Origin of the sequence: Yersinia hibernica, assembly GCF_004124235.1 — a bacterium.
Lineage (GTDB): Bacteria > Pseudomonadota > Gammaproteobacteria > Enterobacterales > Enterobacteriaceae > Yersinia > Yersinia hibernica.
In genome coordinates this window covers 2,220,255-2,233,034 of sequence record NZ_CP032487.1, presented here as the reverse complement: position 1 = coordinate 2,233,034, position 12,780 = coordinate 2,220,255, and the positions used below count along the sequence as shown (strand labels likewise).

Genomic DNA, 12,780 nt, shown 5'->3' with positions numbered 1-12,780 from the left:
GTGCAACTCAGTGTCACGTTCCGACAAACCAGAGATAGCGCATGATGTCGCGTTACGCGGTAAGCACAAAAATAGCGAGATATATTAAAACCATAATACGCACTATGGAGACGTTGCATGACCATGAACACACCGATGTTGGTGACTTTTTTAGTTTACATTTTTGGGATGATACTCATTGGCCTAGTGGCCTACCGGGCAACCAATAGTTTTGATGATTATATTCTGGGCGGCCGAAGTTTAGGGAGTGTGGTTACCGCATTGTCTGCTGGGGCTTCTGATATGAGTGGCTGGCTATTGATGGGGCTGCCGGGGGCGATTTTCCTGTCGGGCATCTCCGAGAGCTGGATAGCCATCGGGTTGACCATTGGTGCCTATCTTAACTGGAAATTAGTGGCTGGCCGTTTACGCGTTCACACCGAGGCCAATAATAATGCACTGACACTACCAGACTATTTCACCAGTCGCTTTGAGGACAAAAGTAAACTGCTGCGAGTCATCTCCGCGGTGGTTATCTTGGTTTTCTTTACGATTTATTGTGCTTCAGGGATTGTGGCTGGTGCGCGGTTATTCGAAAGTACCTTTGATATGAGCTACGGCACCGCATTGTGGGCCGGGGCTGCGGCTACCATCGCGTATACTTTCATTGGCGGGTTCTTGGCGGTTAGTTGGACTGATACTGTGCAGGCGTCGTTAATGATTTTTGCCCTGATCCTGACACCGATTATTGTCATTTTAGCTGTTGGTGGGATTGATACCTCGATCATGGTGATTGCCGCGAAAAACCCGGCAAATATCGATATGTTTAAAGGGTTGAATCTGGTCGCTATCCTGTCGTTGCTCGGCTGGGGTTTGGGCTATTTCGGTCAACCACATATTCTGGCGCGCTTTATGGCGGCAGATTCTCACCGCACTATTCGTAGTGCTCGCCGTATCAGTATGACCTGGATGATTCTGTGCCTGGCGGGGACGATTGCCGTGGGCTTCTTCGGGATTGCTTATTTTGAGAACAACCCAGCGCAAGCGGGGAGTGTGAGTCAAAATGGCGAGCGAGTGTTTATTGAATTAGCGAAAATCCTATTCAACCCATGGATTGCCGGTATTTTGCTCTCTGCTATTTTAGCCGCAGTCATGAGCACCTTAAGTTGCCAGCTCCTGGTGTGTTCCAGTGCGTTAACGGAAGATTTGTACAAAGCCTTCTTACGTAAAAAAGCCAGTCAGAAAGAGTTGGTGTGGGTCGGTCGTGCCATGGTGCTGCTGGTGGCGTTAATTGCCATCGCCTTAGCGGCGAACCCAGATAACCGGGTTCTTGGTCTGGTGAGTTATGCCTGGGCTGGCTTCGGCGCTGCATTCGGGCCGGTGGTTCTGATTTCTGTCATGTGGCCACGGATGACCCGCAATGGTGCATTGGCGGGGATGCTGATTGGCGCTATTACCGTTATTGTCTGGAAGCAATATGCTTGGTTAGATTTATATGAAATCATTCCTGGTTTCTTGTTCGCCAGTATCGCTATTGTGGTGGTGAGTTTGCTGGGAAGTAGCCCGAACCATAGCATTACTGAACGTTTCCGTAGCGCGGAAGCTGAATTTAAAACCATCTAATCATAACTGACTGCTACAAGCTCCCGACAAAATAGGGAGCTTTTTTTTTTGCAATAAATCTTAAACAGAAAGAATCGCCGTATTAATTTGTATCCTAATGAATTCACTCATTATTTAACCCATCAGAAACAACTTGCCACAGTTTGCTTAACAATATTCTTATTCAGCCTCTTGAATTTCTTTTTGGCAGAATGATAATCACTATCGTTTTACTTTTCTTTACGTTTATTGACGATGCTTTTAATTGCACATTTTCCTTACTGCCCACCGCAGGGGTGTTTAGCATGTTTGTCCCATTTCTTATTATGTTTCGTGAAGGGCTGGAGGCGGCGCTGATTGTCAGCCTGATCGCCAGTTATCTTAAGCGCACTCAGCGTGGTCAATGGATGGGGGCTGTATGGGCGGGGGTCATCACCGCCGCAGCACTTTGCCTGGCTATCGGCATCTTTATTAATGAAACCACCGGCGAGTTTCCGCAAAAACAGCAAGAACTGTTTGAAGGCATTATCGCCGTGGTGGCGGTTTGCATATTAACCTATATGGTTTTTTGGATGCGCAAAGTGTCCAAGTCAGTCAAAGTTCATTTAGAAGGGGCGATTGATAATGCCCTCCGTTCTGATAATAAAAAGGGCCGTGGTCAGGGATGGGCATTAGTGGCCATGGTGTTTTTTGCGGTGGCGCGCGAAGGGCTTGAATCGGTCTTTTTCTTATTAGCGGCTTTCCAGCAGGATGTCGGTATCGGGGCACCTATCGGCGCCATATTAGGCTTGAGCTGCGCTATTTTGGTTGGTGTGGCTATCTATTGGGGCGGCATTAAGTTACATCTGGCTAAATTCTTCAAATGGACTAGCCTGTTTATTCTGTTTGTTGCCGCAGGCTTGGCTGCTGGGGCCATCAGAGCCTTCCATGAAGCCGGTTTGTGGAATCATTTCCAAGACATTGCTTTTGATTTGACCAATGTGCTCTCCACTCACTCACTATTAGGCACCTTCCTCGAGGGCATGTTTGGCTACCAAGAAGCGCCGACCGTCAGTGAAGTCGCGGTCTACTTTATCTATCTGATTCCGGCATTGATTTTCTTTTTCCTTCCACCCCGTACCACCGCGGCTTCAACCGCTCCGGCTGCGCGGAAAACTAACTAATAATTCAGGGATTTATTACATGTCTAACCGGTTCTTCCGTCGCACAGCGATGCACGCAGCTTTACTGGCTCTGCCTATGTTTGCCCTCAGCGCGCAGGCGGCTGATATTCCACAGGTTAAAATCACTGTCAATGATAAACAATGTGAGCCAATGGCACTGTCCATCCCCGCAGGTAAAACTCAGTTTATTGTCCATAATGCTAGCCAAAAAGGGTTGGAGTGGGAGATCCTCAAAGGGGTCATGGTGGTTGAGGAACGTGAGAATATTGCGCCAGGTTTTACCCAGAAGATGACGGCCAATCTGGAGCCGGGTGAATATGATATGACTTGTGGCTTGCTGAGTAACCCGAAAGGAAAGCTCACGGTCACCGCAGCGCTAGGTTCTGATGCGGCCACTAAGCCAGATGCCATGGCACTGGTAGGGCCAATCGCGGAATATAAAGTGTATGTAACACAAGAAGTTGCTCAGTTAGTCACCCAGACTAAAGCCTTCACTGATGCGGTGAAAAAAGGTGATTTAGCATTAGCCCGCAAACTCTATGCACCTACGCGCCAGCATTATGAGCGCATCGAACCTATTGCTGAGTTGTTCTCTGATTTGGACGGCAGCATTGATGCCCGTGAAGACGATTTTGAACAAAAAGCGGCTGACCCCAAATTCACCGGTTTCCACCGTTTAGAGAAAATCCTGTTCGGCGACAATACCACCAAAGGGGCGGATAAATTTGCAGACCAGCTCTATCACGACACGCAGGAATTGCAACAGCGCATCACCGGTCTGACATTCGCCCCCAATAAAGTGGTCGGCGGGGCGGCGGGCTTAATTGAAGAGGTCGCGGCCAGTAAAATCAGTGGTGAAGAAGACCGTTATAGCCGCACAGATTTATGGGATTTCCAGGCCAATGTCGATGGCGCACAGAAAATTGTTAACCTGCTGCGGCCGTTATTAGAAAAAGCGGATAAGCCGTTGTTGGCTAAAATTGATGCCAACTTCACAACAGTTGATAGCATATTGGCAAAATATCGCACCAAAGATGGCTATGAATCCTATGAGAAGTTGACCGATGCTGATCGCAATGCGATGAAAGGGCCCATTACGGCACTGGCGGAAGACCTTGCGCAACTGCGCGGTGTTTTAGGTCTGGACTGAGGCATTAAAATGAGTAAGAAAACCGGCCCGCAACACGGGCCGTATCAGCAAGATAACCGGGCCGCTTTGCCATCCCGTCGGCGTTTACTGCTGGGAATGGGCATGATGAGTGGCGCGTTGGCGCTCGGTGGGGCAAAAATCGCCCGGGCCGCCGATTGCCCGGCGGCAGAGTCAGCCCAGACACCAGATGAGCGCTGGCAGAAGCAACCTTTTTACGGTCAACATCAATCAGGGGTGTTAACCCCACAGCAAGCGGCGATGATGCTGGTGGCGTTTGATATATTGGCCACTGATAAGGCCGCACTCACCCGGCTATTCAAATTATTAACCGAGCGAATTGCTTTTCTGACCACGGGTGGGCATGCCCCTGCGGTTAATGCGAAACTGCCCCCCTTGGATTCGGGCATTATGGGGCCGGAAATTTACCCCGATAATCTGACAATCACGGTTTCAGTCGGTAACTCACTGTTTGATGAGCGTTTTGGCTTGCAGGGGCAAAAACCGCTGCGCCTGCAGAAAATGACCCGTTTTCCAAATGATTCACTGGATGCGGGGTTGTGCCATGGTGATTTATTGCTGCAAATTTGTGCCAATACCAATGAAACGGTGATTCATGCGCTGCGCGATATTATTAAGCACACGCCGGATCTTCTCAGTGTCCGCTGGAAGCGCGAGGGGTTTATTTCGGCTCATGCTGCTCGCAGCCAAGGGCGGGAAACCCCCATTAATCTGTTGGGATTTAAAGATGGAACCGCCAACCCGAAAACCAGTGATAAGCCGTTGATTAATCAAGTGGTATGGGTTCAGGAGAATGCGGGGGAACCCGCGTGGGCGGTTGGCGGAAGTTATCAGGCGGCACGGATTATCCGCTTCAAAGTGGAGTTCTGGGATCGCACTCCACTGCAAGAGCAGCAAACTATTTTTGGCCGAGATAAACACAGCGGCGCGCCGCTAGGCATGGTGCATGAACATGACGAACCGGATTACCACCAAGACCCTGATGGCAAAGTGATTCCGCTGGATGCACACATCCGGCTGGCCAATCCGCGCACGGCAAAAACCCAGGATAACTTGATGCTGCGCCGTGGCTATAGCTATTCACTGGGTGTATCTAATTCGGGGCAATTGGATATGGGGCTTTTATTTGTCTGCTATCAGTCTGATCTGGAAAAAGCTTTTCTGACGGTACAACAACGGCTGAATGGCGAAGCGCTGGAAGAGTATGTAAAACCCATTGGCGGGGGATATTTCTTTACCTTACCGGGGGTCGCAGATGCGCAGCATTATTTGGCGCAAGGTTTGTTAACGTCTTGATTGTAAAAATATTAAGCACCGCGCTAGCACGGTGCTTTTTTACGGCGATTAACTGACTAACTTCGCAGTAATCTTGGCAACATGCTCCCCTTGGAAACGCGCGATGGCGAGTTCTTCAGCACTTGGCTGACGGGAACCATCACCGCCAGCAATGGTTGTTGCGCCATAAGGGGTGCCTCCGCGTGTTTGCGAAACATCGAAAAGCTCTTTCGCTCCATAACCGATAGGAACAATAATAAAGCCGTGATGCGCTAATGTGGTCCAGGTCGAGCTGATGGTGTGCTCTTGCCCACCGCCGGTTCCTGTGGAGGAAAAAACGCTGGCAACCTTGCCGTACAGTGCGCCGGAGGCCCATAACCCGCCGGTTTGATCAAGGAAAGTGCGCATTTGCCCCGCCATATTACCAAAGCGGGTTGGCGTACCGAAAATGATGCCATCGTAATCCGCTAACTCTTGCGGAGTCGCTACTGGTGCATTTTGGGCGGTTTTTCCTCCGGCCTTGGCGAAAGCGTCAGCAGGCATGGTTTCCGGCACGCGTTTAATGGTCACTTCGACGCCCGTGACTTTTTGAGCACCTTCGGCGATTGCGCCGGCAAGTGTCTCGATATGTCCATACATGGAATAGTAAAGCACTAAAATTTTCGCCATCTCGCTTCGCTCCAATCATATTTATTGAATAATGCTGATGATGTCATCATAGTCGCTGCTTATGACACTTATTAACCATACGCCAATATGCTCAAGCTGCAATGTGGAGCGCACAGAAAGTGTAAACTATAAGAAATAACATTTTGGTTACATTGACTTTTTTAGCCTTTACACCCCATTATCTGGTGGCCACCTGCGGTCACCGCTACATATTTACACTTTAGTGCGCCCGACGAGCTGACCATTGCGCAACAGAGTGATTTTGTTAGTTTTCTTGTACCAAGTCGCGGTGAAAATACCTTTTTGATATACCTGCGCAAACTCGTTTTCTTCGATCAACGCGGCGGCGGTTGATTCAATATATCCTTGCTTGTCTACTGGGTAAATTTTGATATCTACCCCGTCAATGTGTGCCATCAGCATCTTGGACTTCTGCGCCGCTTGCCCATATTGTGCTGCAGCATTGCGCAGTGCCTGAGTTTCAGCCGCATTCTGAATGCTGGCCTGATGATTTTTTTCGGCGATGTAACAAGCATCCTTTGACACGCCTTGGGCCTCACACTCCGCCATGCGTGAGGCTTGAGACGAACAACCCGCCAGTGCTACTGCAAGCAGTAGGATAGAAAATTTCTTGCTCATTGTTTGTTATCCTCTATATCAGCCAATGTCATTTATGATAATTCCATAAATTAAATAAGAATCTAATAGCGACAAGCTGAAACGATTAATTTGACGTGTTTATGCTGGAGCTTGGCGAGACTACGCCTTTGAGTGGCAACATTCTTTAAGATCAGACTTAAGTTTGATTAACATCAAATAAGATAAATTCTATTCGCTACGCTAATTGGTTTCTTTTCAATAATTTTCATGTAGCTAATATCCGTAATTATAGTGGCTATTGGGTTTGGTAAGATATTCGGTGTAGCTAATCGCTACGGGATGAAATGTCTACTGGTTTACTGTAGGATGGCGGGTAACAAAGGAATGGAGTTAACCGAATGACAGATAAGGCAAAAGAATTTATCGACTATGTGAACAGGCTGGATATAGACCAACCTGCACTTTGTATACTTCTCGGTGTTCAGCGTTCAACCTTGAATAAATGGATCAATGGAACTGTGACCCAAATTCCCGCCGTTGCTATTACCGCGATAAAGCTGCTGTGGTTTATGAAAGAGAGTGATGAGCAATTGTTTGAGCGCTGGGCCATGGTGCAAGATTTCGGTGTGCCAGCGCAATATGCCACAAACAACAAAGCTCAGGAGTTCTTGCATATGCTGAAAAGAGAGCCAAGCGCTCCTATCAGGAAATTTATTAAAAAAGTAAATAAATAACAATGAAATAGCAAAGTATTTGTCTTGGCCGTTTGCCGCTAATTTGCTATTTTTACCCATGCTATAACGAAAAATAAAGGGCTATCTCGCGGATGCTCTTTGCCGTATCTGAATGTCAGACGCCACTACAAATTGCGTAACTTCTTTTGTAAGCGCTTTTGCTGCCAACGTTCAATCCAATTACCCAATAAAAACAGGTTGATGGCTCTCAAACCTAATGGGATGCTTAACCCTAAAACTACCCACCAAGCCCACATATAGCCGGGGGTGGTAAACCAGTTAATGGCAAATAATATGGCGCACAGGATAACCGCACGCAATAATTGGCGCAAAAATGACATTTCATTTTCCACCGCCTCACGCGCATCCAATACTCGCTGGTCAACCGCCTCATCCGGCCCATCTGGTGACTGACTGTAGTCAGGGGAATAGAGCTCGCTCACTTTTAATTCCATCACCGCCGCAATGGCACTTAACGTCTCAAGGCTGGCTTGCTCGCCATTCTCTATCCGCTGAATAGTCCGTACGCTGAGGCTGCATAGCTCGGCTAATTGTTCTTGCGACCAGGCCCGAGCCTGGCGTAACTCACGAATACGATAAAGATTCATTGTTAATTCTCCGGGGGTTGAATAGATATCAACAAACCTAAGCGCAAGTGTGCAGCCTTGCCACGACAGCAACCCGACAATGGCATGACATCTTCCCGACACCAGACTCGCGGCCTTAATGCCACTTATTGGATGGGGAACAGGTCAGTTCACGTAATCCAAATCACTCCCCATCATTGGGGGTTTATCACAGTTATCGGCGGCCTATATTGACAGCATTCCGTGGGGTTAATATCTTCAATGGCGGTAAGCTCCAATATTATTATTTATACGGAGTTAAATTTCTTGCCCACCTAACATGATATAACCCAAAGCGATTAATTCATGAGGAACACCGCTGATGACTCACATATACCATCAATATCAGAAAAAATTGAGCACAAAAGCCATTCTATTAAATGCCCTCACTCTGTTGGTCACCTTTTCTTTGCCTTATGCCGATGCCGAGCGCTACCCCGATGTGCCTGTTCCCTTCAAGTATGGTACCGGTGCGCGGGTTGATAACAATTTATATGTTGGTTTAGGCAGTGCAGGTCAATCATGGTATCGCCTGGATACCGATAAAACCCAGATAGGCTGGCAGAAAATAGCGGATTTTCCGGGCCAACCCCGGGAACAAGCTGTCACGGTGGCTTTAAAGGGAAAACTGTATGTCTTTGGTGGGGTGGGTAAAAATGCTGCTAATGCCCCTCAAGTCAGCGCGCTGAGTGATGTTTATCAATATGATCCGCAAGACAATAAATGGCAGCGGTTGGCGACACGTGCACCGCGCGGCTTGGTCGGAACAGCCGCGGCGACATTGGATGGCTCTCAGGCGCTGCTATTGGGGGGGGTTAATCAGGCTATTTTTGATGGTTACTTCACGGACTTGGCCGCAGCGGGCAGTAATGAAACGCAGAAAAAGGCGGTTATTGATGCATATTTTGGTAAAGCGGCGGCGGACTATTTCTATAACCGCGATGTACTGATTTATGATCCGGTCAAAAATCAGTGGAAAAATGGTGGGCAGCTGCCATTTTTAGGGACTGCGGGTTCAGCTATCAGCACTGTAAATGACAATTTAATATTAATAAATGGTGAAATTAAGCCCGGTTTAAGGACTGCCGCAGTCTGGCAGGGCAGGGAACAAGGGGGGGCGCTGCAATGGCAACCGCGGCCGGAGTTAATCGGGGCTGAAAAAAACGCGAAACAAGAGGGGTTGGCGGGGGCATTTGCCGGTGTTAGCCATGATGTGGTGCTGGTGGCTGGCGGGGCTAATTTCCCCGGGGCCTGGAAGCAATTTAATGCCGGCCAGTTGTACGCCCATCAGGGGCTGAAAAAACAGTGGCAACAGCCCATTTATGCACTAGTGAATAATCAATGGCAACTCGCGGGCAAATTGCCAAAATCGCTGGGTTACGGCGTATCCATTCAGGATAAGGATAAAGTGATTTTGCTCGGCGGAGAAACCAGTGACGGCGCTGCGACATCCACGGTGACCCAGCTATCCTGGCAAGAGGGAAAATTATCTATCGAGTAGACAGCCGATGTGTGTCATGAGTTAACATAATAACGCTCTGTATTGAGCTTTTAAGCATAATATAAGAGCGTTTTGGCACAATGCGACTCTCCCAGGTTACGTAAGCTACAAACTTACTTCACCGGAGAGCGAACATGAAAAAAATAGCACTGTCGTTGGCCATTATCGGCGCGTCATTATCTGCCCAGGCACAGACTTTTAGTGTCAAAAGTAGTGATGTGCCAGAAGGTAAGCCTTTGAGCATACAACAGGTTTTTAACGGATTTGGGTGTGATGGTGGCAACCAGTCGCCGCAGCTTTCATGGCAGGGGGCGCCTGCGGAAACAAAAAGTTTTGCCGTCACGGCTTATGACCCTGATGCGCCAACAGGGAGCGGTTGGTGGCATTGGACGGTGGTGAATATTCCCGCCGATACTCATAAATTGGCCACCAATGCCGGGCAACGCACCGATATTGCCAGCCCGACCAAGAGCACTTTGCCAAAAGGTGCTATTCAGGGGCGCAATGATTTTGGTTATGCCGGATTTGGTGGTGCCTGCCCACCGGCGGGGGATAAACCGCATCGTTACCAATTTACTGTATGGGCATTAAAAACAGATAAATTGCCGCTGAATGGCGATGCCAGCGGGGCATTGGTTGGTTTTATGCTCAACAGCAATGTCATTGCTAAAGCCGAATGGGTTGCCAGCTATGGCCGTTAATTCTTAAACCAAGGGCAGAATGTATGCAGCAGATAAACCACAGCCAGATGGCAGTCTCGAGCGCCGAAATTGTTGCCCGTCGCGCGCATACCCTGCATCGGGTGACGGTGTTCACTCCCGCGCTCTGTCATGTGCGACAAGGCAGTAAATTGGTGCAATGGGGTTCACAGGCCGCCAGTGCCGGGCAATCTACCATGATTTTGTTCCCCGCCGGCACGGAGGTCAGTATCGCCAATACGCCGGAGCGCGGACATTACTGCTCTGATATGGTCTATCTGCCGCCAAGCTTGTTGCGCCAGTTCCGCCAATGGTATGGGGCGCTGGCCGTGACACCGGTCACTGCATCTTTATGTGTCCCTCTGGATGCTAATACCCGCAGAGCTTGGGATAGCTTATTACTCAACCTGCAAAATCACGCGCCGGATGCACTGCTGCAGCATTCAGCCATGGGCGTTTTATTAGCCCTTCACTTAGCCGGGCATTTGGGAACATTATTAATCGACCGGCGGGATAAACTGGCTGAACAGGTGCAACAAATTATTCTGCTTGATCTCGCCCGTCACTGGAGTGTGTGTGATGTGGCGCAATCCCTGCATATGGGCGAGTCCACCTTGCGGCGCAAATTACTGCAAGAGGAGCGCCAGTTTCGGGTCATTTTGGAAGAAGTGCGCATGGGATGCGCGTTGCATGCGTTACAAACTACCTCATTGCCAATTGGTGAAATTGCCGCGCAACATGGCTATAGCTCCGCATCCCGTTTTACTTCGCGTTTTCAGCAACATTTTGGCTTAACACCAAGCCGATTGCGCGAGGCGATAACCGCCCCTTAAGCACTTAAATCAAATGAAAACAGGTGCCAGAGGGGGGGGCACCTGCTAACAATTTGTTATTTAACGATTATTGCTTTCGTACAAGCGGGTTCTGCGCTTTTTCAAGATGATATAGCCGATGGTCAGAACAACAAACCACAGTGGCGTCACAATCAGGGCCTGGCGGGTATCACTTTCTAACGTCAACAGCACCAATACAAAGGCGAAGAATGCCATGCATACCCAAGACATGAAGATCCCGGCGGGCATTTTGTAGATGGATTTTTTATGCAGTGCCGGGCGTCTTTTGCGATAAACCAGATAAGAGCAAAGGATGATAGTCCAGACGAACATAAACAGAATCGCCGATACCGTGGTAACCAGAGTAAAGACCGTCATGACGTTTGGAATAAGGTAAATCAGCACCACGCCACCTAACAGGCAAATACAAGAGAATGTCAGGCCCGAGGCGGGAACAGAGCGGCGCGATAATTTACCAAACTGTTTTGGCGCATCTCCCTCTTTGGCTAGACCGAACAGCATACGGCTGGTGGAGAACACGCCGCTGTTGGCGGAAGAGGCCGCAGAGGTCAACACCACAAAGTTTATCACACTGGCCGCGGCAGGCAGGCCGACTAAGACGAATAACTCAACAAAGGGGCTTTTATCCGCGACTACAGAGCTCCATGGTGTCACAGACATAATCATAATCAATGAGAAAACATAGAACATGATTATACGGATAGGAATGGAGTTAATCGCGCGCGGTAATACCACCTCGGGATCTTTGGTTTCAGCGGCAGTGGTGCCAACTAATTCAATGCCAACAAAAGCAAAAACGGCAATCTGGAAACCGGCAAAGAAGCCACTGATTCCTTTGGGGAACATGCCGCCATCATTCCACAAATGGGTAAATGATGCGGTTGTACCTGATGGGGATTGATAGCTCATTAATACCATGGTCAAGCCGGCAAAGATCAACGCCACAATTGCCACAATTTTAATCATGGCAAACCAGAACTCCATCTCACCGAACATTTTTACTGTCGCCAGGTTGAGTGACAGCAACAGCAACACCACCAATAATGAGGCCACCCACTGTGAGAAGTCGGGGAACCAGAACTGTGCATAAGCTGTGATGGCAACCACATCGGCGATTCCGGTGATTACCCAACAAAACCAGTAAGTCCAACCGGTGAAAAAGCCCGCCCATGGGCCGAGTAGATCAGCGGCAAAATCACTGAACGATTTATATTTCAGATTCGAAAGCAGCAATTCACCCATTGCTCGCATCACGAAGAACAGCATAAAGCCGATTATCATATAAACGAAGATAATCGACGGCCCGGCAAGGCTGATGGTTTTACCCGATCCCATAAACAAGCCGGTACCTATGGCACCACCAATAGCAATAAGCTGAATATGGCGGTTGGAGAGACTTCGTTGAAGATGCTCTTCAGGTTCCGGCAATGGATCTGCCACTATCTTGGATTGGTCTACCATCTTTCCCATTCCCTCTTCCTGTATTTGTGAAGTTGTTGAGCTCTATGTTGGCTCTTTGGTCTTACCCTGTCTGTCTGTTGGCTTTTTTGTATGTTTTAAATACAATTTTCGAATTATTTAATATCTTCGCAACAATAATTGCACAATACAGCCCGTTTTCCAGTGTTTATATTTCACACACTGAATTTTGTTAAGTTCATCACAGCGCATGGAATTACAACATGAAGTTACATAACTAACAATAATCGCAAGTGCTAGATGCATAATTAATCCACAAAGAAAAATATCAACGGGTATAAAGAGAAAAATCCGATGAAGTGTTTGACAGCAAAGGCTAACAGGAGAATAATTATTGCCGTTGGGTCGTTAGCTCAGTTGGTAGAGCAGTTGACTCTTAATCAATTGGTCGCAGGTTCGAACCCTGCACGACCCACCAACAAAATCAAACAC

At 48.4% G+C, this 12,780-nt stretch carries 12 protein-coding genes and 1 tRNA gene; 9 read left to right on the top strand and 4 right to left on the bottom strand.

Annotated elements, in window-relative coordinates; genetic code table 11:
* Positions 1 to 117: 117 nt before the first annotated feature.
* From putP to efeB, 4 genes are all read left to right on the top strand, one after another.
* A complete protein-coding gene (gene putP, locus D5F51_RS10565) occupies positions 118 to 1,602 on the top strand; it encodes a sodium/proline symporter PutP (protein WP_129196646.1) in 1,485 nt (494 codons plus the stop codon).
* A 284-nt stretch (positions 1,603 to 1,886) separates the two neighbouring features.
* Positions 1,887 to 2,744 (top strand): iron uptake transporter permease EfeU, encoded by an 858-nt coding sequence (gene efeU / locus D5F51_RS10560; protein WP_129196644.1) that lies wholly within the window; start codon positions 1,887 to 1,889, stop codon positions 2,742 to 2,744.
* A 19-nt stretch (positions 2,745 to 2,763) separates the two neighbouring features.
* Positions 2,764 to 3,894, top strand: a complete 1,131-nt coding sequence (efeO, locus tag D5F51_RS10555; RefSeq protein WP_129196642.1) for an iron uptake system protein EfeO — start codon at positions 2,764 to 2,766, stop codon at positions 3,892 to 3,894.
* Between the two features lie 9 nt (positions 3,895 to 3,903).
* Positions 3,904 to 5,208, top strand: a complete 1,305-nt coding sequence (efeB, locus tag D5F51_RS10550; protein WP_129196640.1) for an iron uptake transporter deferrochelatase/peroxidase subunit — start codon at positions 3,904 to 3,906, stop codon at positions 5,206 to 5,208.
* A 48-nt stretch (positions 5,209 to 5,256) separates the two neighbouring features.
* On the opposite strand, the gene wrbA is transcribed toward efeB, so the two are convergent.
* Positions 5,257 to 5,856, bottom strand: a complete 600-nt coding sequence (gene wrbA, locus D5F51_RS10545) for an NAD(P)H:quinone oxidoreductase (RefSeq protein ID WP_025377949.1) — start codon at positions 5,854 to 5,856, stop codon at positions 5,257 to 5,259.
* 213 nt (positions 5,857 to 6,069) lie between these two features.
* Complete coding sequence (locus tag D5F51_RS10540; protein WP_025377950.1) at positions 6,070 to 6,495, bottom strand: hypothetical protein; 426 nt, start codon at positions 6,493 to 6,495, stop codon at positions 6,070 to 6,072.
* A 359-nt stretch (positions 6,496 to 6,854) separates the two neighbouring features.
* Between D5F51_RS10540 and D5F51_RS10535 the strand changes: the two genes are divergently transcribed.
* Positions 6,855 to 7,190, top strand: coding sequence for a hypothetical protein (locus D5F51_RS10535; protein ID WP_129196638.1), 336 nt, complete (start codon positions 6,855 to 6,857; stop codon positions 7,188 to 7,190).
* A gap of 125 nt (positions 7,191 to 7,315) precedes the next feature.
* Here the strand turns inward: D5F51_RS10535 and D5F51_RS10530 are convergent, their stop codons facing one another.
* Positions 7,316 to 7,798 carry a helix-turn-helix domain-containing protein gene (locus D5F51_RS10530; RefSeq protein WP_129196636.1) on the bottom strand — a complete coding sequence of 161 codons (483 nt, stop codon included), beginning with the start codon at positions 7,796 to 7,798 and terminating at the stop codon, positions 7,316 to 7,318.
* A gap of 340 nt (positions 7,799 to 8,138) precedes the next feature.
* On the opposite strand from D5F51_RS10530, the gene D5F51_RS10525 reads away from it, so the two are divergent.
* The 3 genes from D5F51_RS10525 to D5F51_RS10515 all read left to right on the top strand — a co-directional run bounded on the left by D5F51_RS10525 (position 8,139) and on the right by D5F51_RS10515 (position 10,848).
* Positions 8,139 to 9,317 (top strand): N-acetylneuraminate epimerase, encoded by a 1,179-nt coding sequence (locus tag D5F51_RS10525; protein WP_129196634.1) that lies wholly within the window; start codon positions 8,139 to 8,141, stop codon positions 9,315 to 9,317.
* Positions 9,318 to 9,451: 134 nt separating this feature from the next.
* A complete protein-coding gene (locus tag D5F51_RS10520; protein ID WP_129196632.1) occupies positions 9,452 to 10,018 on the top strand; it encodes a kinase inhibitor in 567 nt (188 codons plus the stop codon).
* 23 nt (positions 10,019 to 10,041) lie between these two features.
* Positions 10,042 to 10,848, top strand: a complete 807-nt coding sequence (locus D5F51_RS10515; protein WP_129196630.1) for a helix-turn-helix transcriptional regulator — start codon at positions 10,042 to 10,044, stop codon at positions 10,846 to 10,848.
* A 60-nt stretch (positions 10,849 to 10,908) separates the two neighbouring features.
* On the opposite strand, the gene cycA is transcribed toward D5F51_RS10515, so the two are convergent.
* Positions 10,909 to 12,330 carry a D-serine/D-alanine/glycine transporter gene (cycA, locus tag D5F51_RS10510; RefSeq protein ID WP_186368180.1) on the bottom strand — a complete coding sequence of 474 codons (1,422 nt, stop codon included), beginning with the start codon at positions 12,328 to 12,330 and terminating at the stop codon, positions 10,909 to 10,911.
* A 360-nt stretch (positions 12,331 to 12,690) separates the two neighbouring features.
* Here cycA and D5F51_RS10505 point away from each other — a divergent pair.
* Positions 12,691 to 12,766: transfer RNA gene (locus D5F51_RS10505), tRNA-Lys, on the top strand.
* Positions 12,767 to 12,780: the final 14 nt, after the last annotated feature.

Bases quoted from the DNA above. Each gene is read 5' to 3' on its own strand.
- putP (WP_129196646.1), top strand. From the start codon at position 118: ATGACCATGAACACACCGATGTTGGTGACTTTTTTAGTTTACATTTTT.
- efeU (WP_129196644.1), top strand. From the start codon at position 1,887: ATGTTTGTCCCATTTCTTATTATGTTTCGTGAAGGGCTGGAGGCGGCG.
- efeO (WP_129196642.1), top strand. From the start codon at position 2,764: ATGTCTAACCGGTTCTTCCGTCGCACAGCGATGCACGCAGCTTTACTG.
- efeB (WP_129196640.1), top strand. From the start codon at position 3,904: ATGAGTAAGAAAACCGGCCCGCAACACGGGCCGTATCAGCAAGATAAC.
- wrbA (WP_025377949.1), bottom strand. From the start codon at position 5,856: ATGGCGAAAATTTTAGTGCTTTACTATTCCATGTATGGACATATCGAG.
- D5F51_RS10540 (WP_025377950.1), bottom strand. From the start codon at position 6,495: ATGAGCAAGAAATTTTCTATCCTACTGCTTGCAGTAGCACTGGCGGGT.
- D5F51_RS10535 (WP_129196638.1), top strand. From the start codon at position 6,855: ATGACAGATAAGGCAAAAGAATTTATCGACTATGTGAACAGGCTGGAT.
- D5F51_RS10530 (WP_129196636.1), bottom strand. From the start codon at position 7,798: ATGAATCTTTATCGTATTCGTGAGTTACGCCAGGCTCGGGCCTGGTCG.
- D5F51_RS10525 (WP_129196634.1), top strand. From the start codon at position 8,139: ATGACTCACATATACCATCAATATCAGAAAAAATTGAGCACAAAAGCC.
- D5F51_RS10520 (WP_129196632.1), top strand. From the start codon at position 9,452: ATGAAAAAAATAGCACTGTCGTTGGCCATTATCGGCGCGTCATTATCT.
- D5F51_RS10515 (WP_129196630.1), top strand. From the start codon at position 10,042: ATGCAGCAGATAAACCACAGCCAGATGGCAGTCTCGAGCGCCGAAATT.
- cycA (WP_186368180.1), bottom strand. From the start codon at position 12,330: ATGGTAGACCAATCCAAGATAGTGGCAGATCCATTGCCGGAACCTGAA.